Origin of the sequence: Arthrobacter sp. zg-Y820 (genome assembly GCF_030142155.1) — a bacterium.
Taxonomy (GTDB): domain Bacteria; phylum Actinomycetota; class Actinomycetes; order Actinomycetales; family Micrococcaceae; genus Arthrobacter_B.
On sequence record NZ_CP126247.1, the window covers coordinates 629,386 to 652,378 of the forward strand.

The 22,993-nt window shown below is 66.5% G+C and carries 23 protein-coding genes; 11 read left to right on the forward strand and 12 right to left on the reverse strand.

What is annotated here, in order from left to right; translation table 11 throughout:
* Window positions 1-29: 29 nt before the first annotated feature.
* On the reverse strand, window positions 30-701 hold the full coding sequence (locus QNO08_RS02870) for a TetR/AcrR family transcriptional regulator (RefSeq protein WP_229964412.1): 672 nt from the start codon (window positions 699-701) through the stop codon (window positions 30-32).
* 251 nt (window positions 702-952) lie between these two features.
* Between QNO08_RS02870 and QNO08_RS02875 the strand changes: the two genes are divergently transcribed.
* On the forward strand, window positions 953-1,912 hold the full coding sequence (locus tag QNO08_RS02875) for an NAD(P)-dependent alcohol dehydrogenase (protein ID WP_229964413.1): 960 nt from the start codon (window positions 953-955) through the stop codon (window positions 1,910-1,912).
* A gap of 137 nt (window positions 1,913-2,049) precedes the next feature.
* Here QNO08_RS02875 and QNO08_RS02880 read toward each other — a convergent pair whose 3' ends face one another.
* Entirely contained in the window at window positions 2,050-2,487 is a 438-nt protein-coding gene (locus tag QNO08_RS02880) for a nitroreductase family deazaflavin-dependent oxidoreductase (protein WP_229964414.1), read from the reverse strand.
* Window positions 2,488-2,639: 152 nt separating this feature from the next.
* On the opposite strand from QNO08_RS02880, the gene QNO08_RS02885 reads away from it, so the two are divergent.
* Entirely contained in the window at window positions 2,640-3,458 is an 819-nt protein-coding gene (locus tag QNO08_RS02885; protein WP_229964415.1) for a histidine phosphatase family protein, read from the forward strand.
* Window positions 3,459-3,500: 42 nt separating this feature from the next.
* Here the strand turns inward: QNO08_RS02885 and QNO08_RS02890 are convergent, their stop codons facing one another.
* Both QNO08_RS02890 and QNO08_RS02895 read right to left on the reverse strand, forming a co-directional pair.
* Window positions 3,501-4,601 carry a thermonuclease family protein gene (locus tag QNO08_RS02890; RefSeq protein ID WP_229964416.1) on the reverse strand — a complete coding sequence of 367 codons (1,101 nt, stop codon included), beginning with the start codon at window positions 4,599-4,601 and terminating at the stop codon, window positions 3,501-3,503.
* 255 nt (window positions 4,602-4,856) lie between these two features.
* Window positions 4,857-5,594 carry an SDR family oxidoreductase gene (locus tag QNO08_RS02895; protein WP_229964417.1) on the reverse strand — a complete coding sequence of 246 codons (738 nt, stop codon included), beginning with the start codon at window positions 5,592-5,594 and terminating at the stop codon, window positions 4,857-4,859.
* A 307-nt stretch (window positions 5,595-5,901) separates the two neighbouring features.
* On the opposite strand from QNO08_RS02895, the gene QNO08_RS02900 reads away from it, so the two are divergent.
* On the forward strand, window positions 5,902-6,294 hold the full coding sequence (locus tag QNO08_RS02900) for a hypothetical protein (RefSeq protein ID WP_229964418.1): 393 nt from the start codon (window positions 5,902-5,904) through the stop codon (window positions 6,292-6,294).
* Between the two features lie 32 nt (window positions 6,295-6,326).
* On the opposite strand, the gene QNO08_RS02905 is transcribed toward QNO08_RS02900, so the two are convergent.
* The gene (locus QNO08_RS02905; protein WP_229964419.1) at window positions 6,327-7,118 is read right to left on the reverse strand and encodes an acetoin reductase; all 792 of its coding nucleotides are present in this window, start codon (window positions 7,116-7,118) and stop codon (window positions 6,327-6,329) included.
* Window positions 7,119-7,242: 124 nt separating this feature from the next.
* Here QNO08_RS02905 and QNO08_RS02910 point away from each other — a divergent pair, with 124 nt between their 5' ends.
* From QNO08_RS02910 to QNO08_RS02930, 5 genes are all read left to right on the forward strand, one after another.
* The gene (locus QNO08_RS02910) at window positions 7,243-8,025 is read left to right on the forward strand and encodes an IclR family transcriptional regulator (protein ID WP_229964420.1); all 783 of its coding nucleotides are present in this window, start codon (window positions 7,243-7,245) and stop codon (window positions 8,023-8,025) included.
* Window positions 8,026-8,325: 300 nt separating this feature from the next.
* On the forward strand, window positions 8,326-9,444 hold the full coding sequence (gene chvE / locus QNO08_RS02915; RefSeq protein WP_229964421.1) for a multiple monosaccharide ABC transporter substrate-binding protein: 1,119 nt from the start codon (window positions 8,326-8,328) through the stop codon (window positions 9,442-9,444).
* Window positions 9,445-9,545: 101 nt separating this feature from the next.
* Window positions 9,546-11,093 carry a multiple monosaccharide ABC transporter ATP-binding protein gene (mmsA, locus tag QNO08_RS02920; RefSeq protein ID WP_229965018.1) on the forward strand — a complete coding sequence of 516 codons (1,548 nt, stop codon included), beginning with the start codon at window positions 9,546-9,548 and terminating at the stop codon, window positions 11,091-11,093.
* The gene (gene mmsB / locus QNO08_RS02925) at window positions 11,090-12,295 is read left to right on the forward strand and encodes a multiple monosaccharide ABC transporter permease (protein WP_442860447.1); all 1,206 of its coding nucleotides are present in this window, start codon (window positions 11,090-11,092) and stop codon (window positions 12,293-12,295) included. Before mmsA ends, mmsB begins: the two co-directional genes overlap by 4 nt.
* 92 nt (window positions 12,296-12,387) lie before the next feature.
* Window positions 12,388-12,756, forward strand: coding sequence for an SdpI family protein (locus QNO08_RS02930; protein ID WP_229964422.1), 369 nt, complete (start codon window positions 12,388-12,390; stop codon window positions 12,754-12,756).
* An 85-nt stretch (window positions 12,757-12,841) separates the two neighbouring features.
* Here QNO08_RS02930 and QNO08_RS02935 read toward each other — a convergent pair whose 3' ends face one another.
* The 5 genes from QNO08_RS02935 to QNO08_RS02955 all read right to left on the reverse strand — a co-directional run bounded on the left by QNO08_RS02935 (window position 12,842) and on the right by QNO08_RS02955 (window position 19,090).
* Window positions 12,842-14,155: an MFS transporter gene (locus QNO08_RS02935; protein WP_229964423.1), complete on the reverse strand. Its 1,314-nt coding sequence runs from the start codon at window positions 14,153-14,155 to the stop codon at window positions 12,842-12,844.
* 88 nt (window positions 14,156-14,243) lie between these two features.
* Complete coding sequence (locus QNO08_RS02940; RefSeq protein WP_229964424.1) at window positions 14,244-15,341, reverse strand: phosphotransferase family protein; 1,098 nt, start codon at window positions 15,339-15,341, stop codon at window positions 14,244-14,246.
* Entirely contained in the window at window positions 15,338-16,582 is a 1,245-nt protein-coding gene (locus QNO08_RS02945; protein WP_229964425.1) for an acyl-CoA dehydrogenase family protein, read from the reverse strand. The genes QNO08_RS02940 and QNO08_RS02945 overlap by 4 nt, the downstream gene beginning before the upstream one ends.
* Before the next feature lie 22 nt (window positions 16,583-16,604).
* Window positions 16,605-17,375 carry an SDR family oxidoreductase gene (locus QNO08_RS02950; RefSeq protein WP_229964426.1) on the reverse strand — a complete coding sequence of 257 codons (771 nt, stop codon included), beginning with the start codon at window positions 17,373-17,375 and terminating at the stop codon, window positions 16,605-16,607.
* On the reverse strand, window positions 17,372-19,090 hold the full coding sequence (locus QNO08_RS02955; RefSeq protein WP_284155636.1) for a class I adenylate-forming enzyme family protein: 1,719 nt from the start codon (window positions 19,088-19,090) through the stop codon (window positions 17,372-17,374). The genes QNO08_RS02950 and QNO08_RS02955 overlap by 4 nt, the downstream gene beginning before the upstream one ends.
* A gap of 260 nt (window positions 19,091-19,350) precedes the next feature.
* Between QNO08_RS02955 and QNO08_RS02960 the strand changes: the two genes are divergently transcribed.
* Together QNO08_RS02960 and QNO08_RS02965 are read left to right on the forward strand one after the other, a co-directional pair.
* Window positions 19,351-19,896 carry a TetR/AcrR family transcriptional regulator gene (locus QNO08_RS02960; RefSeq protein WP_442860448.1) on the forward strand — a complete coding sequence of 182 codons (546 nt, stop codon included), beginning with the start codon at window positions 19,351-19,353 and terminating at the stop codon, window positions 19,894-19,896.
* Between the two features lie 117 nt (window positions 19,897-20,013).
* Window positions 20,014-20,436, forward strand: coding sequence for a VOC family protein (locus QNO08_RS02965; protein ID WP_229964429.1), 423 nt, complete (start codon window positions 20,014-20,016; stop codon window positions 20,434-20,436).
* A 75-nt stretch (window positions 20,437-20,511) separates the two neighbouring features.
* Here the strand turns inward: QNO08_RS02965 and QNO08_RS02970 are convergent, their stop codons facing one another.
* A complete protein-coding gene (locus tag QNO08_RS02970) occupies window positions 20,512-21,198 on the reverse strand; it encodes a hypothetical protein (protein ID WP_229964430.1) in 687 nt (228 codons plus the stop codon).
* Between the two features lie 200 nt (window positions 21,199-21,398).
* Here QNO08_RS02970 and QNO08_RS02975 point away from each other — a divergent pair, with 200 nt between their 5' ends.
* On the forward strand, window positions 21,399-22,568 hold the full coding sequence (locus tag QNO08_RS02975; RefSeq protein WP_229964431.1) for an SGNH/GDSL hydrolase family protein: 1,170 nt from the start codon (window positions 21,399-21,401) through the stop codon (window positions 22,566-22,568).
* Between the two features lie 138 nt (window positions 22,569-22,706).
* On the opposite strand, the gene QNO08_RS02980 is transcribed toward QNO08_RS02975, so the two are convergent.
* Complete coding sequence (locus QNO08_RS02980) at window positions 22,707-22,970, reverse strand: hypothetical protein (RefSeq protein ID WP_229964432.1); 264 nt, start codon at window positions 22,968-22,970, stop codon at window positions 22,707-22,709.
* Window positions 22,971-22,993: the final 23 nt, after the last annotated feature.

Here is a 22,993-nt window from a genome sequence, read left to right on the forward strand (position 1 = left end):
CACGTTGGATTGTTCAACAATCCGGGCGTTTATTGCGTCAGCAGGCCGGTCAGGCCGTCGAGAATGATGCGCAACCCCACCTCAAACTCGGCACCGAAGCTGTAGTCCGACTGGGTGGCGCGGTCCATGGCCATCTCCGCCAGGTAGGGCAGCTCACCGGCCGGGATGGAGCGGGCCATGGCCTCCACAATCTGCGGATCCGCATCGGGCACGCCGACCGGCAGCCCTGCCTCCTGCAGGGCGAAGCCGTAGATGTAGCTGTCCAGCAGGGCATAGGCGTGACCGGCCGCGTCCAGCGAGAAGCCCGACCGGCGCAGTACGCCCAGCGTGGAGTCGTGGTGGCGCAGATTGGCGGCGCCCGGCGTCGTGCGCGTTTCCATCAGTCCCACCGCCCACGGGTGGAGGGAGAGCGCCGCCCGCATGCCGTGGGCGCGGGCCTCCATGGCTGCACGCCATCCGCCGGGCGTTTCGGAGGGCACCTGCACCTCGTCAAAGACGAGGTCGACCAGTCCGTCCAGGATGTCTTCCTTGTTGGCCACGTGGTGGTAGAGCGACATCGGCTGCACCGACAGATCCGAGGCCAGGGAGCGCATGGTCAGAGAGCCGAGCCCGCCGTCGTCAGCAAGGCGGGCGGCAGCCTGCAGCACGCGTTCGCGGGTCAGCGGCTGACGGAGGTGTGGGGAAGCGTTTGTGGTTGTCATTGCGGGCAGTCTACCGCTGCCTTACTTTGTAAGGTACGGTCGCGCTTACAGAGTAAGGCTGATGTGTTCCAGAAGGAACTTCCGCGAAAGGACCCGCCATGTCCCGCACGTCACGCACTTCCAACAATGCCGTACCGTCTGACCCCTCCAGTCCGTCCACTCCGTCCACTCCGTCTACTCCGTCCACCACTCTGTCCGCTTCATTCCCTGCCGCTTCGTCGCCTGCCAGCTTGCCGGCTACAGTCCCCGCCGTGCTGCAGACCGGCTACGGCGGCCCGGAGGTCCTGCGTCTGGCCGAGCATCCGCTTCCTCAACTGGGAGACACCGAGGTGCTGGTGCAGGTACGCGCCGCCGGGCTGGCCCGCGCCGCCTGGCACATGATGACGGGTAAACCGTATCTGCTCCGCGCCGCCGTCGGGCTGCGCAGGCCCCGGCAGCCCGTGATGGGGCACAACCTCGCCGGCACCGTGGCCGCCGTCGGTGCCGGCGTCACTCGTTTCCGGATAGGGGATGAGGTGTATGGGATCGGCCGGGGCACCTTTGCTGGATTCTCTGCTGCCCCCGAGGAGAAGCTGGCCTTCAAGCCTGCCGGTCTGGACTTCGAGCAGGCGGCAGTGGTTCCACTGTCAGGACTGACTGCGCTGCAGGCCCTGGATGCCGCCCGGGTGGCCGCGGGGATGAAGGTCCTGGTGCTGGGAGCGGCCGGCGGCGTCGGCAGTTTTGCAGTGCAGATGGCCCGGGCAGCCGGGGCCGAGGTGACCGGGGCGTGCAGTGCCGGCAAGGCGGAGTTTGTCCGGTCGCTTGGTGCCGCGGGGATTATCGACTATGCGCGGGAGGATTTCGCCGCCGCCGGGCCCCGGTTCGACGCGATTATCGACGTCGGCGGCAATCCTTCCCCGGCCCGCCTGCGCCGCGCACTGGTGCCCGGCGGCACGGCGGTGCTTGCCGGCGGGGAGGGAGGCAACCGGCTGACCGGGGCCATCTTCGAGCGGCAGGTCGGCGGTGCGGTCCTGTCGCTTTTCGGCAACCGCCGGCTGAAGGGACTGATGTGCCGGGAGAACGGCAAAGACCTCGAGCGCATCTCCGCCATGACCGAGGCAGGCACGGTCGTGCCGCGCATCGACAGCCGGTATCGGCTGGCCGACGTCGCCGAAGCGATGCGGCGGCTGGAATCCGGCCAGGTGTGCGGCAGCGTCGTCCTGGTTCCGTGACCGTTTTGGGATTTTCCTGCCACTGCGCAACGGCAGCAGAACCCCAAAACGGCAGCGAAATCCCACAACGGCAGCAGCACAACGACGACGGCGGAGCCCCAGAGGGTCCGCCGTCGTCGTTTCCGTTTGTTAAGGAGCTAGTCCATCCGCTCCAGCACAAACACGGGGATTTCACGGTCCGTCTTCGCCTGGTAGTCGGCATACGGGGGATAGGCTTCGACGGCGCGCTCCCACCACGCGGCCTTCTCCTCGCCGGTGACTTCTCGGGCGCGCATGTCCCACTTCTGCGGTCCGTCCTGCAGCTCCACGTGCGGGTTGGCCTGGATATTGAAGTACCAGACGGGGTGCTTGGGTGCGCCGCCCATGGACGCGACGACGGCGTAGTCGCCGTCGTGTTCCACGCGCATCAGCGGCGTCTTGCGCAGCTTTCCCGACTTCGCGCCGACCGTGGTCAGCAGGATGACCGGGCGGCCGCCGAGGGTGGTTCCCTCGGTACCGCCGGAGCTTTCAATCAGCTCCGCCTGCTCGCGGGCGCGCTTGCTGGAACTGGGGGCGTATTCACCGGTAAGAATCATAAAGACAGTCAACCCCTTTTGCGGCGTCGAGGTCCAACCGCCGCCTGGCCGCCGGAGACAGCTATGCGCCGGAGACAGGGAACGGGGCGGGCCTTTTGGCGCACCTAGAATGTAAAAGAACCAACGCAGACGCAAAGGAGGCCTCGATGGTCATGCCCCGGAACCTGTTTCTCGTCCGCCACGGACAGAGCGAAGCGAACGTTATGCAGCGGGCTTCCAAGGCCGGTGACCCGAGCCTCTACACCGAAGAGACAATGACCGTTCCGGACCGTTCCTGGCGCCTGACCGAACTCGGAGTACAGCAGGCAAAGGTCGCGGGCGCTTGGATCGCCGAGCAGAACATCGAGTTCGACCGCGCCATTGTCTCCACCTACACCCGGACCCGCGAGACTGCCGCGAACCTCGGGCTGGATGTGCGCTGGGAAGAGAACCGCGTCATCCGCGAACGGTCCTGGGGCGAGATCGGATCCATGTCGAAGCAGGATTTTGCGCGGAAGTATTCACAGAACGCGGCGTACCGCGAGAACGATCCGTTGTACTGGGCTCCGCCCGCCGGCGAATCCATTGCCAATGTGGCCGAGAACCGGGTCCGGAACATCCTCAGCACTCTGCACCGCGAAAATGCCCGCGACAACGTTCTCATGGTCACCCACGGGGAATTCATGTGGGCGACGCGCCTCGTTCTGGAGCGCTGGAGCGACGAAGAATTCCTGAGGCGTGACGCCGACAAGGCGCAGATGATTCACAACTGCACCGTCCTGCAGTATTCCAGCACCGACCCGAACACCCAGAACAGCGTCCGCGAAAAACTCAATTGGGTGCGCCGCTGCTGGCCGGTCCAGGTTGACGGGGAATGGACCATGTTCGTCGGCGATTGGGAAGAGTTCAACCGGAAGTACTTCACCGACAACGATCTCCTGGAGCGGGCTGAAGCAAACCGGCACTTCCTGCAGGACTCGTTCGGCAGCTAAGGACGCAGGTGGCCCGCGCCTTTGAGCAGCGCGGGCCTCCGTTTAGCAGGGGCGCCAGGTCTTCCCGCCCGGCGCGTAACAGCGCGGACCGGTGTAGCCCGGCGGGTTGCTGCTCGGTGCGGGCGGAACGTATTGCTGGGGCGGAGGGGTATAGGCAGCCTGGCGGTCGGCTTCGGCCTGCGCGGCGGCACTCCGCCGGGCTTCGGCTTCTGCGGCGATGCGGTGGGCCTCTGCCTGTTCTGCGGCGAGGCGGTCCGCTTCGGCCTGCGCCGCTGCGGCAACCTTGCGGGCTTCTTCTTCGGCAGCGATCCGTTCGGCTTCGGCAGCCTTGCGCTTCACCCCGTCTTCGGAGGCCTGCAGCTCCGCCTGCACAGTGACCAATTCATCGTGGCGGTCATGGACCTGGGTTTGCGCGGTGTTTGCCCTGGCCTGGAGGTCAGCCTTTTGGGCCGGGGTGAGTGCCGCCCAAATCAGGGACTCTCCTGCCTTTGCACTGGCTTCGAAAGCGTCGAACCCGGCGTCGACCGTCTTTGCAAGCGCGTAAACAGCGGTGACGGCGGCGCCGGCGGCCACCGCCGTCGTTCCCGTTCCTTGGGAAGCCGCTTGGGTCGCAGTCTCTTCCAGAGCCGCGACCATCGCCGGAACGGTGCATTCGACGTCCTCGGCGAAAAGCCCGGCGTGCTGTTCCTGAGCCTCCTGGTAGGCCTCATCGACGGGCGGCCGGAACTTGGTGTTCTTGCCGACCGTCACCGGGATTCCCAAACCCCGGCGGGCCACCTCGGCATTGATCAGGAGATCGTCGTCGTTATAGACGGCCGCGAGCGTGCGGCCGTAGCGGTCCTCGCGCTCGACGTCGAACGCCAGCGTCACGGTGCTTCCCGCCGGCAGGGCTTGGGTGAGGAAATCGGTTGCTTCCGGGCCCAGGCATTCGACGGGTTTGCCGGGATCCTTGGTCTCCGGGGTATCCACGTTCAGCAGCCGGACGGTCAGCTCCTGATCATCAAAATCCACCACCAGGGTGTCGCCGTCGATAACCCGAACGACTTTTCCTTCATCGGCGTTTCCGGAGGCAACAATGGCCACCGTGCTTCCGGCGACCACCAGGCCGGCGACTGCAATTAAGGCTTTCGCTCCGCTGATCATGAAAGCTGCTTTCCGCGAGGTTCGCGGAGGTCCGAAACGGATGAATCCGGGCCTGCCGTAAGGTGCGTGGTTTTGGAAGCGGAGCAGTGATGTCCGCTGATGGTGTGCTGCAAAGTTATCCCCAACTATTGAATTGTCTCCCCGAGATTACTCGGTGCCGGTGACAATGGGGAAACGGCACTGTGGCGGGCACGCAATCACCTCAACCTAAAGCAGGTCCGGCAGTTCCAGAAGTAAACGGTGGGCGCACTGCGGCTACGCGGCGCCGCCGTTGGCGTAGAGGACCTGGCCGTTGATCCAGCGGCCAGGACCGGCGAGGAAGGCCACCGCCTCGGCTATATCCTCCGGTGTCCCGAGCCGCTCCATGGGGTTGAGCTTGGCGATGGCGTCGATCTGCTCCTGGGATTTGCCGGTGAAGAATAGGGGAGTGGCCGTCGGCCCCGGAGCCACGGCGTTCACCGTGATGTTCCGTCCACGCAGCTCGCGGGCCAGAATCAGGGTCAGCGCTTCCACGGCGCCCTTGGATGCTGCATAGGCGCCGTAGCCGGGGAGCTGGAGGCGGGTGACGGAGGTGGAGAAATTGATGATCGCACCGCCGTCGCGCAGGTGCCGTGCGGCCAGCTGATCAACGATGAAGGTGCCGCGGAGGTTGGTCCGCTGAATCCGGTCAAAGGTCTTCAGCGACATTTCCGCGACTGGCCCCAGGGGCATGATGCCAGCGGTGTGGACCAGCACGTCAACGCCGCCGAAGGCCGCGTCGGCTTCGACAAACATCTCCTGCATCTGTCCTTCCTCCGCCACATCTCCGCCGAAAACCACGGCTGTACCGCCGGCATTGACGACGCCGTCGGCCGTTTGGCGGGCCGCGTCGCGGTTTCCGCTGTAGTGGACAAGAACCTGGGCGCCGTCGCGGGCGAGCCGCAGCGCGGCCGCCCGGCCAATGCCGCCGGAGCCGCCGGTGACGATGACACTGCGCGGAGGCGACGTGTTCATGGGACTCTCCTTAGGGGATGGGCCGGCGGGAGGCCGTCCCGCCTGGGCATATTCTGCCTACCGGATCCCGGCGCGTGTAGGGTGCCCGGCAAAAGCGGCCGCACCACAGGGCCAAGAGGTCGCGCCCGTCCCGCACACGGCGCCCCAGACTCCGGTCCGGCTCGATCCGGAGCGTGGTCCGTGCCCGAAAGCGCGGTGACCTGCGCCGATGCCGGAACCTGAAAGAATGGAAACATCCGGTTGGTTGGCGTGCCCGCCGGAATCATGTTTCCAGTCCGACTCACGCCCGTGAAATGGAGCTCCACCCATGTCTTCTGATTCCTCCGCCCAGCCGTTCGGCACCACCGCCGGGAACCGCGTCACCGTCTACGGCGCGCAGGGCCGCCCGGAGGTAGCCTCCTTCCTGCCGGAGCAGGCATTCCTGGCCGAGCCGGGCGCACTGATGCCGGCCGACGTCGTCATCCTGGTTGTCGGTTCGGCAGCGGATCTGGCCCATGACCTGGCGGGCGCCGCCGCCGCCGTGGAGGCCGACGGCGTGCTCTGGGTCTGCTATCCCACCGCGGTGGAGGAAGGCGGCAAGGAGCTGGACATCAACCGCGACACCGTCGCCTCGCTGCTGGAAACCAGCAAGTGGCAGCCGCTGGCCGATGTCGCGCTGGGCGAGAAGTGGGCGGCCGTGCGCGGCCGGGCCGGGGAGTAGCAGGACGGGACCGGCTACTGGGCGGTGCAGTCCTAGGCGAAGTTGATGCCGCCGTCGACCAGCACGGTCTGGCCGGTCATATGGTCGGAATCGGGTCCGGACAGGAAGGAGACCAGCTTGGCCACGTCCTCCGGCACCGACACCCGGCCCGCGAGGATGCCGTCAACCTGCCGTTCCAGCGCGCTGCCGCGCGGAGTGCCTTCGATGGTGGTCAGCCGCTCGTCGATGAGGTCCCACATCGCCGTTCCGACGACGCCGGGGGCGTAGGCATTGACCGTGATGTGGTGCTTGGCGAACTCCATGGCCGCCGCCTGCGTCAGCCCGCGGACCGCCCACTTGGTCGCCGAGTAGGAGGCCAGCAGCGGGAACGGACGGTAGGCGACAATCGAGGCGGCGCCGATGATTTTCCCGCCGGTGCCCTGAGCGATGAACTGCCGTGCCGCGGCCTGATAGCAGTAGTAAACGCCCTTGATGTTGACGTCGAGCATCCGGTCCAGGGCTGCCGGTTCGACGTCGAGGATGGCGTCCACCTGGGCGATTCCCGCGTTGGCGATGAACACGTCAAGGTTGCCCAGCGCCGTCGTGCCCTCGGTGACGAAGCGGGTGACGTCGTCCGGATTGGCGACGTCGCCATACACGCCGACGGCGTCCCGGCCGCGGGCCTGCAGGGAGGCGATGACCTTGTCGACGTTCTCCTTGGCCTCGGGAACATCAGCGACGATGATGTTGAAGCCGTCGTCGGCCAGGCGCTCGGCGATTGCCTGGCCAATGCCCCGCCCTGCGCCGGTGATCAGTGCGGTCTTGTTTTCGCTTTGAGCAGCCATCGTTTTCCCTTTCGGACCCGGTTCTTCCCGGACGGCCTCGTTGCCGGTACTCACTCTTCTCATCCGCCGAACGTTCGGTAAAGATGCGTTACCAGAGAGTGGGAAACCAAGGGCGGGGGACGGTATGGAATCGATGCTGACCATGGGTTCCCTGAACAAGGCGCTGCATGTCCTGGAGGCGGTGGCAGCCGATGCCCGAGGCGCGACCGCCAAGGAGATTTCGACGGCGCTCGGCCTCCCGGTGGCCACCACCTACCGGCTCCTGGCGGCTCTGGGCGACGCCGGTTATGTGGTGCACCGAAAGTCCGAGGGCCGGTATGTCCTGGGCTATCAGCTGCACCGGCTGGGCGGTGCGCTGCATCGGCAGATGGGTACGTCGCGCACGGTGGCGCGGCTGGTCGCCAACCTGCACGAGACTGCCGGGGCGGCCGCCTACTACGCGGTGCACTGGGGAAACGAGGTGGTGGTGGCCCACGTGGCGGATTCTCCGGAGCATCCGCGGATTCCGGTTCCGCAATCGGGCTTTGCCGGAGCCCTCCATGCCACGGCCTTCGGGAAAATCCTGCTGGCGGGGTTGCCTGAGCCGGAGCAGCGCCGGTTCCTGCGCCGGTTTGGCATGGCCGCACGGACGCCGCGCACCATCACGGATGAAGAGGAACTGATTGCCCAGGTGCGCCGCGTGGCCCGCGAGGGGCTGGCAACGGAAATCGAGGAGTACCTTTCCGGCACGAGCTGCATGGCCGTGGCGGTCTGCAACGGCAACGGCCAGACGGTGGGCTCGGTGGCCGTGTCGGTGCCGGCGTCCGCGGATCTCGTGCGGACGGGAGGCCTCGGCCTGCTGCTGCGGGGGACCGCCCACGAGATTTCGATGGTGCTCCGTTCCGTGCCCGGTCTTTACGGGCGGTGAGCGCCTGTCACCGCCAGCTCCGTGGAGCCCCAAACGGCGCAGGCCGGCCAGCCCCGCACGGCCTACCCGGATGCGGAATTGCGATTGCATAACTGTGTTCATTTCTCTTGTTCAACCGGCCGGGCAGTGGGACTCTTGTCCTCGCCTGCAGATTGTTGACGGTCGCCGTCGACCGGGCGCTACAGCGTTGTATCCGCTCGATTCAGCCCCACGGCCATCCAGTGACATTTCGCCGTTTCCGCCGGCGTGATGCCCGGGAGCTGCCCGCCGCGGCCGGATCCTTTTTCAAAGGCAGCAACCATGACCCGAATCAAGCACGCATCAACCCTCTTTCTCACCCTCGGACTGGCAGCCGGCCTGGCGGCCTGCGCTCCGGCGGGATCCAACACCGAGGACGGCGAAGGCGAAGCCGCCGCCTGCAGCGTCGGCATCTCGATGCCCACGCGCAGCCTGGAACGCTGGATCAACGACGGCGAGGGCCTGAAGGAAAAGCTCGAAGCCAGGAACTGCGACGTTGACCTGCAGTACGCCGAAGACGAGACGGACCAGCAGATCAGCCAGATCCAGAACCAGATCGCCGGCGGCGCGAAGATCCTCGTCGTCGCGGCCATCGACGGTGAAACCCTCGGCCCCACGCTGGAAAGCGCAAAGGAGCAGGACATCACCGTCATCGCCTACGACCGGCTGATCAACGGCACCGAGGCCGTGGACTACTACGCGACCTTCGACAACTACAAGGTGGGGCAGCTGCAGGGAGAATTCATCGAGGAGGAGCTGGCCCTGGCCGAGGGTGAGGGCCCCTACAACCTGGAACCCTTCGCCGGCAGCCCGGATGACAACAACGCCGCCTTCTTCTTCGCCGGCGCCTGGGACGTGCTGCTTCCGTACGTCGAGAGCGGCCAGCTTGTGGTGCCCTCCGACAAATCCCCGGAGAGCAACGAGGGGTGGACCTCCATCGGCATCCTCGGCTGGAAATCGGCCGACGCGCAGTCCGAGATGGACAACCGCCTGCAGTCGTTCTACACCGGCGGTGAGAAGGTCGACGTCGTGCTTTCGCCCAATGACAGCCTGGCGCTGGGCATCGAATCCTCGCTGGAAGCGGCCGGTTACACCCCGGGCACCGACTGGCCGCTCATCACCGGCCAGGACGCCGACGCCGCCAACGTGAAGGCGATGCTCGCCGACCGCCAGTCGATGACCGTCTGGAAGGACACCCGCGAGCTCGGCGCCCAGGTCGACACCATGATCGAGGCGATCGTGGCCGGTGAAGACGTGGAGGTCAACGACACCGAGACCTACAACAACGGCGTCTTCGTGGTGCCCACCTACATCCTGGAGCCGCAGGTTGTGGTCAAGGACGACGTCCAGTCCGTGCTGGTGGACTCCGGCTTCGTCACCGCTGACGACGTCGGGCTGTAACTGCCGCTTCGCCGCCTCCGGGGCGGGACGCGGCCGCTCCGCGCCCGCCCCGGAAGGCACCGTCCGTGGACACCACTTCCCTGCAGCGAAACGAGAACGGCATGAATGACGTCATCCTTTCCATGGACGGCATTGTGAAGGAATTCCACGGCATCAAAGCGCTCGACGGCGTTTCGCTGGAAGTGGAGCGCGGCGGCGTGCACGCCATCTGCGGCGAGAACGGCGCCGGCAAATCCACGCTGATGAAGGTGCTCAGCGGCGTGTATCCGCACGGCAGCTTCGAGGGCACGATCACGCTGGAGGGCAGGCCGGTCAGCTACGGGTCGATCAACGACAGTGAGCGGGACGGGATTGTGATCATCCATCAGGAGCTGGCGCTGAGCCCGTACCTGTCCATCGCGGAGAACATTTTCCTGGGCAACGAGGTGCAGCGCGGGGGAGTGATCGACTGGAACCAGACGAACCTGCAGGCCGCGGCACTGCTCGAGCGTGTGGGTCTGGATGAAAACCCGGCCACGAAGATCCTCGAGCTCGGCGTCGGCAAGCAGCAGCTGGTGGAGATCGCCAAGGCGCTCTCCAAGGAAGTGAAGATCCTGATCCTGGACGAGCCCACCGCAGCACTGAACGACGGCGATTCGGCGCACCTGCTCGGGCTGATCGACCAGCTCCGCGGGCAGGGCATCACCTCGATCATCATTTCCCACAAGATCAAGGAGATCCGGGCGATCGCCGACGTCGTCACCGTCATCCGCGACGGCCTCACCATCGAGACGTTCGAGGTGGAGGACACCGACGACATCGAGACCCGCATAATCCGGAACATGGTGGGCCGGCCGCTGGATTCCCAGTTTCCGGAGCGGGAACCGGACATCGGCGCGGAGAAGTTCCGGGTCGAGGACTGGACCGTGCACCATCCGATCGACGTGGACCGCGTCGTCGTCGACCACGCGTCTTTCTTTGTCCGTGCCGGAGAGATTGTGGGCTTCGCCGGGCTGATGGGGGCCGGGCGCACCGAGCTGGCGATGAGCATTTTCGGCCGCTCCTACGGCGCCGGGATCTCCGGCCGGGTGTTCAAGGACGGGGCGGAAATCCGCACCCGGACCGTGGGGGAGGCCATCCGCAACGGCATCGCCTACGTCAGCGAGGACCGCAAGCGCTACGGGCTGAACCTGATCGGCAGCGTCACCGTCAACATCTCCGCCGCTGCGCTGCGCCGGCTCGCGAAGCTGGGCATCATCGACCGCAACCGGGAATACGCCGTCGCCGACGATTACCGGCAGCGGATGAACATCAAAACGCAGTCGGTGTCCTCGCTGGTCGGGAACCTCTCCGGCGGCAATCAGCAGAAAGTCGTGCTCAGCAAGTGGATCTATTCCGGTCCGGATGTGCTGATCCTCGACGAGCCGACGCGCGGAATCGACGTCGGCGCCAAATTTGAGATCTACGGGATCATCAACGAGCTGGCGGCGCAGGGCAAAGCCGTCATCGTGATTTCCAGCGAGCTGCCCGAGCTGATCGGGCTAGCCGACCGCATCTACACCATCGCCGAGGGCCGGCTCACCGCCGAGGTGCAGCACGCCGACGCGACCCAGGAGGAACTGATGCGCCACATGACCGCCGCCCGGACCCAAGGAGCACAAGCCTCGTGACCACCACCACCTCAGAACAGGCGAAGGCCCCGCTTCCGCCGCGCGCGGGCACGACGTCGAAAAAGCGCCGCGGGGTGGACCTGCGGCAGTACGGCATCCTGGCCGCGCTCGTCGTCATCATCGTGCTCTTCCAGATCCTCACCGGTGGCCGGCTGCTCTACCCGGGCAACGTGTCCAACCTGATCCAGCAGAACGCATACGTGCTGATCCTGGCCATCGGCATGGTCATGGTGATCATCGCCGGGCACATCGACCTGTCCGTGGGGTCGGTGGTGGCGGTGGTCGGTGCCGTGGCCGCGCTGTCGATGAACGACTGGGGCCTGCCCTGGTGGGGCGCCGTCGCGCTGGCGCTCGTCGTTGGCGCCCTGATCGGTGCGTGGCAGGGCTTTTGGGTGGCGTTTGTGGGGATCCCGGCGTTCATTGTCACGCTGGCCGGGATGCTGATCTTCCGCGGCCTGGCCCTGGTGCTGCTGTCCGGTGGCACGGTCAGCGGGCTGCCGCGGCCGTACGTGGCGATCAGTTCCGGCACTCTGCCCACCACTGGCACTCCGGACCTGATCACCCTGGGCATCGGCGCCGTTGCCTCGGTGGCGGTGATTGTGCAGCAGCTGCGCAGCCGCGGCAATCTGGTCCGGCTGGGCCTGCCGCGCGAGCGGGCGCTGTCCTTCTGGTTCAAGATCGGCGTGGCCGTGGTGGCCATCATGTACCTCTGCTATCTGCTGGCGTACAACCGGGGCACGCCGTTCATCCTGATCACGCTGGCCGTGCTGGTGCTGGCGTATTCGTTCCTGCTCACCCGCACCGTGTTCGGCCGGCACATCTACGCGATGGGCGGGAACCTGAACGCCGCGATGATGTCCGGCGTGAAGACGCAGTGGGTGAACTTCTTCATCTTCGTGAACATGGGATTCCTCGCCGGGCTGGCCGGCGTGGTCGCCACCTCGCGGGCCGGGGGAGCGGTGGCCGCGGCCGGCGCGGGGTTCGAGCTGGATGCCATTGCCGCGGTGTTCATCGGCGGGGCGTCGGTGCAGGGCGGGGTGGGCACCGTGATTGGCGCGGTGATCGGCGGCCTGGTGATGGGCGTGCTGAACCAGGGGCTGTCCATCCTGTCCGTGGACGCGGCGTGGCAGCAGATCATCAAGGGTCTGGTGCTGCTGCTCGCGGTGGCGTTCGGGTTCAGCCGGCGGCGGAGTGTGCGTTAGGGTCTGTTTCTCCGATAGATTCGGGAGCATGACTTTGCGGAAAGACGAGATATCGGTGCTGTCGGTGTGGGGCACCGGAGGGGCGGCGGGCCATGTCTGAGGAGCTCGGCGGCTTGATCCCGCTGCTGTTCGCCCTGATTTTCCTGCCGGGCCTCTGCGTTGCCATGACACGGCAGGCCGCCGACGGCCTGATGGGCCCGAACGGCGTCGCCGGGATCCGTACCCGGTACACCAAGGCCTCGGACGAAGCATGGACTGCCGGGCACCGGGCTGCCCTTCCGGTGGTGAAGAAGATGTGGCCCGTGACCGGCGTCGGCGTGCTGGCTGCCCTGGTTGTGCAGTTCACGGCGGGCGGGGCATGGGGTATCGGCGTGGCTTCCCTGACGCTCGTAGTTCAGGTGGCAATCGTCCTCCGTTCCGCGGCAGCTGCGAACGGCGCCGCGCGCGCCGTCGGCGCCTAGATGCGCAGCTGAGGCCGGGCAGGAGCTGCCCGGCCTCAGGACTGCCGGCCCTGGTGTCCGGTCACGGTGTTTGCTTGCCCGCGGGTCAGGCGTCCTTGAGGTCAATCCCCTTGGTTTCGGGCATCAGCCACACGGCCACCGCGGTGCATGCGCACAGGAACATGATGTAGACGCTCGACAGCCAGCCCACCCCCAACTCGATCAGCAGCGCATTCAGATAGGGCGCCGTGCCGCCGAAGACGGCCACGGAGATGGAATACGCAAAGCCAATGCTCTGGGTGCGCACCTTGGTGGGGAAGTTTTCGGACAGCGTGGCAGCCAGCAGGGCGCCCGGAACGGCGACCACCAGCAGGGCAAGGGACGCGGCGACCAGCAGGGTCCAGGGCTCGGAGGAGATCATCCCCATCAGCGGCAGCTGGACCAGGATCATGACGGCGGCGAAGCCGATCATCATCGGCCGGCGGCCCACCTTGTCGGACAGGCGGCCCCAGAACGGAAGGGAACAGAGCGCAATCAGCTGGGCAATGACGGAGGACCAGTAGGCGCTCGAGGCGGACATTCCCTGCTGCGTGATGGCGTAGGTGGAGGCGTAGGAGGTCCAGGTGTAGTGGGCGGCGGTGATGCCTGAGGTCATTGCGATCATCAGCAGGACCGACCGGACCACCTGCTTGCGGGCCAGGGGCGTCGGCTGGTCGGCGGCCTGGGCGTTGTTTTCCTCGTGGAAGACGTCGCTCTCGTCCATCCCCTTGCGCAGGTAGAGGGCAGCCAGGGCCAGGAAAGCGCCCAGGATGAACGGGATCCGCCAGCCCCAAGCAGCCACTTCACTCTCTTCGAGCACTGCCGTGACCGTTCCGCCCACGGTGTAGGCCAGCACCGATCCGGCGAAAATCGCGACGAAGACAATGCTGCCCCACATGCCCCGGCGGTTCGCGGGGGCAATCTCGGCCACGTAGGTGTTGGCGGTGGCGGACTCGCCGCCGTGGGCAAAGCCCTGGCCGACGCGGGCCAGGAGCAGAATGACGGAGGCCCAGACGCCGACCGTGGCGTAGGTGGGCATCAGGCCGATGACCAAGGAGCCGCCGGCCATCATCAGCATGGTGGTGATAAGGACAAACTTCCGTCCCTTCTTATCCGCGATCCGGCCAAACACGATGCCGCCCAGCGGACGCATCAGGAAGCCGACGGCGAACACGGCCAGGGTGGACAGCAGCGCCGACACCGGATCGTCCGGATTGAACATGGCCGCGGCTATGAAGGGCGCGAAGACGGCGTAGGCGCTCCACTCGTACCACTCGAGGATGTTGCCGACGGTGCTGGCCGCCAGGGAGTGCTTTTTGGATCTGCCGGCCGGGGCTACGGCCGCGCCGGACGCTGGGATGGAGGACGATTGTGCTGACATGCTGGGGCTCCTTTGCCGCTCAGACAGTGAGGGGTTCTGCGGACGGATGGGACGGGACGGGCTCTATCGATGGGATGGCGTGGTGGGGCTACAGGTCGTGCATGTGCCGGGCCGCCTGCTGCAGCAGGTGGGGGACTCCGGTTTCCAGCGACGGGCCGAAGACCTCGTCGCCCGGCCGCTCGCCCTGGAGCCAGCGGGTGTAGATTGCTTCGCAGAAAATTGCCGACTTCCACAGGGCCAGCACCTGGTACCAGGGCAGCGCGGCCATCTCGAGTCCGGTCTGTTCCGCGTACCGGTCCACCAGCTGGGCCCTGCTCCAGTAGCCGGGCTCACGGGTGACCGGCGTCAGCTCCATGACCGTGGGGGCGCTCGCCGCATCCGAGTAGGTGGCGGTCAGATAACCCAGGTCCGCCAGCGGATCACCCAGAGTGGCCATCTCCCAGTCCAGGATCCCCAGCACGGCGGCGGGCGCGGAACCGCCGAACAGGAGGTTTCCCATGCGGTAGTCGCCGTGGACCACAGACACGCCCTGGGAATCCGGCCGGTTGGTCTCCAGCCACCGGGCCAGATCCTGTACCTGCGGCAGATGCCGGGTGGTGTTGGTGTCCCACAGGCCGGAAAAGCGCCGAACCTGCCGCTCCAGATAACCCTCCGGCCGGCCCAGTTCGGCCAGTCCCGGCCGGCTCACGTCCACCCGGTGCAGCTGGGCCAGGGTATCGACGACGGCGCGGCTGGTTGCCTCCCGCTGCACCGCCGGGGTCAGGGCCGGCGGGGCCGCATCGGTGATCACCACCCCCTCCACAAAAGACATGACGTAGAAGGGCACCCCCAGCACCGACTCGTCCGAGCAGACGGCCAGGATCCGGGGAACGAGCACACCCTCGGCGTGCAGGAGCTGCTGGATCCGCGCTTCCCGCACCATGTCGTGGGTGGAGGGCGGCAGCGGCGGCCGGGGGCCGCGGCGGAGCACATACGTCTGGTCTCCGCGTTGGATCCGGTACGTGATGTTCGATTGGCCGTCGCCGATCCGTTCCCAGGCCAGCGGTCCGGCGCCCAGTCCCTGTTCGTCGAAGAACGCGGTCACCGCATCCAGGATGAGCAGCGGAGGGCTGGGAAGGGCACGGGCCTCCGCCGTCGTCATGACCACCTCCACGCCGTCGGGCTTCATGCCGGTCTGCATGCTCATCGGGCCTCCGCCCCGGCCCGAACCGCGGCATCGCCCAAATAGGGTTCGCCCGCTTCCACGGCCTTGCGCCTGCGCGAGGAGGCACGGCGGGCGATGGCCCACTTGTGGGTCTCGTTGGCGCCGTCGTAAATCCGGAAGGGCCGTACCTCGCTGAGGTACTGGGCGAGCGGCAGGCCGTCGGAAACGCCGTCGCCGCCGCAGATCTGGATGCAGCGGTCGATCACCCGGAACACCGCTTCGGAACAATGCACCTTGGCGATGGAGGACAGGGCGGAACCGGCCTTCGGATCGGTTGCCAGCAGCTGGGCGGTCCGGGTGATGATCGCGTCAGAGGTTTCGATGTCAATCTCGCACTGGGCGATGAGCTCCTGGGCCAGGCCGAGGTTCTTCAGGGGAGAGCCGAAGAGTTCGCGCCGCTCCGCCCGGTCCAGTGCGATGTCCAGGGAGCGCCGGGCCAGGCCGAGCCAGCGCATGCAGTGCGTGAGCCGGGCGGGTCCCAGCCGCACCTGGGCGTACGTGAACCCGAGGCCCACCCCGCCCAGCACCGCATCCGGGGACACGGCGCAGTCCTCGAAATGCAGGTGCGGATGGCCGCCGTCGATGGTGCGGTCAATGGTGTGGATGGGCTCTCCGACCCGCACCCCCGGATGGTCCATGTCCACGAGGAACATGGTTGCCCCGGCAGCGGCGTCGTTGGTTGCCTCGGTGCGGGCCATGACGATGCAGAAGCCGGCGCCAACCGCTCCGCTGATGAAGCGCTTGTGGCCGTTGATCACCCACCGCTCGCCGTCGAACTCCGCGGACGTCAGCAGGGCCGCCGGATCCGACCCGGCTCCGGGGTGCGGTTCGGTCATGCCGAAACAGGAGCGGATCTCTCCGGAGGCCAGCGGCGCCAGGAAGCGGCGCTTTTGCTCTGCGGTGCCGATGAGCTCGAGCAGGTGCATGTTGCCCTCGTCCGGCGCCATGCAGTTGAGCGCGGCGGGTCCGATGGGTGAATAGCCGGCCTCCTGGAAAATGACCGACCACCACTGGATGGGAACGCCCTGGCCGCCGTATTCCTGCGGTACGTGGGGTGCAAACACTCCGGCGTCCTTGGCGGCCTGCTGCAGCCGGTCGCGGGTGGCCTGGTCCATCCGCTGGCCCGGTGCGGGTTCGGCGGGAAGGACGGTTTGCCGGATGAAGTCCCGGGTGCGCCGGCGGAGTGCTTCCACCGTGTCCGGGGTGTGGGCTGCTGCGGTCATAACTGTGTCCTTTCGGGGCGGGTCAGGCCGTGCCGCCGGCAACCATCAGGCCGCCGTCCAGCGTGAGGATCTGCCCGGTGGTCCATGCCGATTCTGCGGAGGCGAGGTAGGTGACGGCCGAGGCGATGTCCTCGGGAGTGCCGAGGCGGCCGAGGGGGTAGCCGCTGGCCACTTCGTCCTCCCGGCCCTCGTACAGGGCTTTGGAGAACTGGGTTTTGACGACTGCGGGGGAGACGGCGTTGACGCGGATTTCCGGGCCGAGTTCGACGGCGAGGGAGCGGGTGAGGTGGGAGACGGCGGCCTTGCTGATGCCGTAGAGCCCGATCCCCGGGGAGGGCGTGTCGGCGGTGACGGAGGACAGGTTGACCACCACTCCGCGGCGCTCGCGGAACCTCAGGCCGGGATGGTGAACGGTGTCCTGCACCCAGGCCAGGGTTCCCAGGACATTGACCTCGAAGACCTTGCGGGCTGCGGCCAGGTCCAGGTCGACGAGCGGCCCGAAGACCGGGTTGATGCCGGCGTTGTTCACCAGGATGTCCAGCCCGCCGAAGGCCTCCGCCACCGTGTCCAGCGCTGTCGCCCGGTGGACGGCGTCGTCGGACTTTCCCGCGACGGCGATGACGGAGCCGGCCGGGAAGCCGGCCGCCGCCTCTTCCAGCGGTCCTGCGCTCCGGGCGGTGATGCAGACCCGGGCTCCGTGGGCCACGAGGTCGCGGGCGATGGCCAGGCCGATGCCCCGGCTGGCGCCGGTGACGAGCGCGGTTTTTCCGTCGAGTTCGCCCCCGCCGCTCATGCCTGTCCCTCCAAGGGTGAGTCGCGGAGCACTTTCCGGCGGATCTTGCCGGTCTGCGTCTTGGGCAGGTCCTCGATGACATGGACGATCCGGGGGTATTTGTAGGCGGCGAGGCGCTGCTTGGTGAACTCGATGACTTCCTCCTCGGTGAGTGTGTGCCCGGGCTTCAGCGAGACGTAGGCGACCACCGTCTCGCCGCGGTACGGGTCGGGCTGTCCGACGACGGCGGCCTCAAAGACCGCGGGGTGCTCGTAGAGCACGTCCTCGACCTCCCGGGGCCACACCTTGAAGCCGGACACGTTGATTTGGTCCTTGAGCCGGTCCACGATGTAGACCCAGCCGTCCGCATCCACCACGGCCACGTCCCCGGTCCGGAGCCGGCCGCCGGGCATGGTCCGGGCGGTGGCCTCGGGATTGTTCCAGTAGCCCGGAACAATCTGCGGCCCGGCCAGTTCCAGTTCGCCCTGCTCACCGGCGGGCAGCGGATTTCCGTCCGCATCGATGATCCGGACGGTGACGTTGGGCAGCGGAAGGCCGATGGACAGGCTGCCGCTGGCCGGATCCACGGGGGCGTCGACGCCGGGCGGCACGGCGATGACGCCCGACGTCGTCTCGGTCATGCCGTAAATGTTGTGGATGTACTTTCCGAACCGCGCCCGGAAGCCCTCGACCGTGGCCGGCGGAATGGGGGCACCGCCGGAATACAGCGTCCGGATCGAGGCAAAGTGCTCGGCGGTTGCGCCGGGGATCTGATAGATGGCATTGAAGACGGTGATGGAGCCCGTGGTGCAGGTGACCTTGTGCTCGGCTATGGCGTCGACGACGACGGCGGGATGGGTGCGGTTGATGAAGACCAGCGTGGTGTCCTGGAGCAGGGGAGCGGCGGCGCCGAGCACGGCACCGGTGATGTGGAACAGCGGAGCAACGGCCAGCACCCGGTCGCCGGGCTGCAGCCCCATCCAAGCGGCCGAGGTGGCCGCCACGTTGAGGACGTTTCGGTGCGTGTTCATGGCGCCCTTGGGCGGCCCGGTGGTTCCGGAGGTGTAACTCAGCAGCGCCACGTCGTCGGGCCCCGGCGTCGTCCCGGCGGACCCCGGTGCCAGGCCGGCGGACCCCGGTGCCAGGCCGGCGGACCCCGGTGCCAGGCCGGCGGGGGAGCGGCCGGCAAAGGCACTGATCAGCTCCGCCATGTCGCCGTCCGGCGAGGGTTCCAGCGGCTCTGTTTTGGGGAAGACCCGCGGATCGTTGCGGCTCTGGTACTCCAGTCCCGACGTCGTCACGATCCATTGCACGGAGCTGCCGGCGACGGTGTCGGCAGTGGCTGGGTAGAGCGTGTCTTCGGCGATGATCCCCGTGGAGCGGGAGTCATCGATGAGATGGCGCAGCTCCCGGCCCTTGTACATGGGGTTCAGCAGCACTGCCGTTGCTCCCAGCTTCCACAGGGCAAGGAAGGAGATGGCATATTGGGGGATGTTCTGCAGCTGGATCCCGATGCGGTCACCGTGGCCCACGCCGCGGTTTTGCAGGGCTGCGGCGAACGCATCGGACAATTCGTCCAGCTGCGCAGCGGTTAGGGTCTGGTCGAAGTAGGCAATGGCGGTTCCTTGGGGATTCCCTTGAACCCGTCGCCGCCAGGCCTCCACCACTGACTGGGCGTGGATTTCAAAGGGGGAGGACAAACCGGAAGGATGAAGGCTGGTTGATCTGGGAGTCACACTGGCATCCACTGCGTGCTCGCTTCCATGTCGATCTGGGGGGACCCGGAAGGGGATCGCTTACCGAGCGATCGCTCGGTAGCATTAGTGTGAGCTAGGACACGTGGACTGTCAAGGCCCAAAAACAGGTAGTTCGAAGGGAAGAAATGTCACGCACAGAGCGAAAAGGGGAACCGGTTCCGTCCCCGGGCGCTGCTTTGCCGGCTCGAAACGGAGGGTCGGATTGGCGAACCTACGCACCGGATGACCTGTCGCCGATCTTGGCCAGCGCCCTGGAGTGCTTCATGGAGCACGGCTATCACGGCACAACCATCCGCCAGGTTGCGGCCCGGTGCGGACTGTCCGTCCCCGGGCTGTATCACCACTATCCGTCCAAGCACGCGCTGCTGGTGGCCATTACCTCGCATGCGATGTCCGACCTGTGGCTGCGCAGCGAACAGGCGCTGGCCGAAGCCGGAGAATCCGTCTCGGACCAGTTCGATTCCCTGGTCGAATGCCTGGTGCTCTTTCATGCCCGGCGGACGGAGCTGGCCTTCATTGCGTTCAGCGAGATCCGGAGCCTGGACGGCTCCGCCCACTCGGAGCACATTGCGGCCCGTGACCGCCAGCAGGGGCTGATGAATGCGGTTGTTGAACAGGGGGCCAAAACCGGGGTGTTCACCACCCGTTTTCCGCGGGAGGCCAGCATGGCGGTCATTACCATGTGCACCGGTGTTGCCCAGTGGTTCCGGCCCGGCGGGGCGCTGACGCCTGAGCAGCTGGTCGAGCGGTACCGGGAAATCAGCAGCATGGCTGTGGGCAGGTAAACCGATCGGGTCGTGCCTCTCCGGAGACGGTGGCGATCTCTTCCTCCGCGCCCCTGCCAGCGCTTAATCTGGCGGCGTACGGAAAGACCCATCCCACGGAGTTCTTAGGAGATCGCTATGTCCACCACCCTGAATCCCTACCTCAGCTTCCGGGACAACGCCAAGGAGGCCATGGCGTTCTACCAGAGCGTCTTCGGCGGAACCTTGGAAAGCAGCACATTCGCAGAGATGAACATGGCCGATGACCCTTCCGAGGGCAGCAAGATCATGCACTCCTCGCTGACCACGGACAGCGGCCTGGTCCTGATGGCCTCGGACACGCCCAACAGCATGGAGCTGGATGAGGGCAGCAGCTACTCCATCGCGCTGAGCGGCGACGACGGCGACCGGCTGCGCGGCTACTGGGACAAGCTGCTCGACGGCGGACAGATGACCGTGCCGCTGGAGCGCGCGCCCTGGGGGGATGTGTTCGGCATGCTGACCGACAAGTTCGGCACCAGCTGGATGATCAGCATCGACGGGCCGGGCTCGGAGAGCTGAGCCGGGCACAAACCCGGGCAGGACCTGGACGGTGGCAGCTGTCCGCGCCACCGTCCAAGCTATTTGATCGGTGGACTAGTAGCCGCCGAACTTCTGGGCCTGCCGGTACGCCTTCTTCCGGGCGAAGTACTCGCTTGAAGGCTTCATAAACAACAGCACCACGGCCGCGAAGGTGGCCAGCATCGCTGCCAGTGTGAGGAAGCCGGACATCGTCCCGGCAGTGAACAGCCCGAACAGTCCAATCAGGGAAAGGGCCGCAAAGACCGTGATGGTGATGCGCGCCCAGTTGAAACCGGCCCGCACGAGGAAGGCCAAAGCCACCCTGACGCCCAGGCCGATGATGCCGGAGACAGCGGCGGAGGCCGTGCCGGACGCTACGCTGGCGGCCAGGGTCGTGGAATCAACCTGCAGCCCGGCGTTGCGAAAGGTTTCCTCCATGGTCTCGAGGTATTCGGGCGAATTCACGTACGCAATGGCGAAGGGCAGTGCGATCAGTCCGAGGACGGCGCTGCCGATCAGCAGCCAGAAGGCCAGGTTCACCTGCTGCGGGCGGGCCGGCTCCTGAGCGGGAACCATCTGGCCGGCGGGGCTCTGCGGATATCCGTAGCCGCCCTGCGGCTGACCGGCCGGCGCGGGATAGCTGTAGCCGCTGGGGGCACCCGGAGCGGGATAGCCGCCGGTGCCCTGTTGTCCCGGCTGGCCCTGATTCCACGGCCCGGGATTGGGCCCGGGCTGGATGGAAGGCTGCGTCGGTTCACTCATTTTTTGTTCCCCCTGTGGTGAATTCGCTTTGAACGGCGATGCGGTTCGGCGCCTGCGGTAGGCAGCTCGAAATCTAGCGCCAGCCTAGCGCAGCAGAAGGCCCGATTCTCGGCCCCGAGAAGACGTGTCCGGCGGGATCACCGGAACCGCAGGCATAAAATGTGAGTGCCCACCGCCGGACTTTGAGAGACGCACCCTTCATGATCACCACTGCCATCACGCCCTCCTTCGTAGTCGGAGCGGCAGACTTTGAAACAACGGCCCGGGGACTCCGACCCCATCGGCTGCCGGCCTGGGTCCGCACCCGCTTTCCCGATCCGCAGCTGCTGATGGCCGAAGGCCAGCCCTCCGGTGTTCGGCTGGTCCTGTCCACGACGGCGCAAACCCTCGAAATGGTCACGCATTCCACCCGGGTCGTGTACCGCGGGGCGGACCGTCCCCGGGGCAGCCTGGACCTGATGGTCGACGGCGAATTCCTCCAAAGCGAAGAACTCACGGGCGGTGATTACGTCGAGGTTGATATGTCGACCGGCGAGAGCACCCCTTTCCAGGGCCCGTCCCACACCAGCGACCTCCGGCTGCCTCCGGGCGAGAAGGTCGTGGAGATCTGGCTGCCGCACAACGAGTCCGTCGAGCTGCTGGAACTGCGCGCCGACGCTCCGGTGGTGCCGTATTCCTCGGGCAAGCCCGTCTGGCTGCACCACGGCAGCTCCATCAGCCACGGATCAAATGCGGCCACCCCGACGCAGATCTGGCCGGCGGTTGCCGCCCGAATCGGCGGCGTCGAGCTGCACAACCTCGGCCTGGGCGGAAGCGCGCTGGTGGATCCGTTCACCGCCCAGGTCATGCGCGATACCCCGGCCGATTTCATCAGCGTGAAGCTCGGCATCAACGTGGTGAACCTTGATTCCATGCGGCTGCGCTCGTTCGTGCCTGCCGTGCACGGGTTCATCGACACCATCCGTGAGGGACACCCGGAGACACCCTTGGTGCTCATCTCGCCGATTTTCTGCGGTATTCACGAGGACACTCCCGGCCCGGGCGCCATCGATCCGGCATCGTTCGGCACGGATCAGATCCGCTTCACGGCGTCCGGCAATCCTGCCGGGGTGGCTGCGGGCCAGCTGACGCTTCGGGTGATCCGCGAGGCGCTGGCGTCGCTGGCGGAGCGCCGGGCTGACGATCCGAATCTGTTCTTCCTGGACGGCCTGAGTCTCTACGGGGCCGAGGATGCTGAGGTGCACCCGCTGCCCGACGCGCTGCACCCGGACACTGCAGCACATCGCATCATCGGGGAACGTTTTGCCGAGTATGCGTTTGCGGGGGAGGGACCGTTTGGGCAGGTAAACGCGGCTGAGACTGTCTCCTGAGTGGAGCCAGGCACGGACGCCTTGGCCGCCGACTGATGCGCGCTGCTGCTTGAGATTACCTGCCCGACGACGACGGTCGACAGACTCTGTATCCCCTTTGGCGGGCAAGGGTGTGAGGACTCGCGCCCGCACAAGCTATCAGCCGGCGGAGGGCGGTTTGGATAACTCCCAGACCCGGGAAAACTCGTCGGCAACTTGTTGCCAGACCAGTCGACGACCATCCGCAACTGAGCCGATGTCGTTGGCCTCGGCCCCGAAGAGGACAAAATCATGGGGAATGATCCTGCCTGCCCTGTCTTTGCGCTGCAAAGGATCTGGGAAACGCAGTGCCACCATGTCGGCGACGCGGTGAAAGACCTCCGGTTCAGCCCCTGCACCCGCAAAGGCCTCTTCATAGACCACGAGAGGATCCTTGTTTCCGCCAT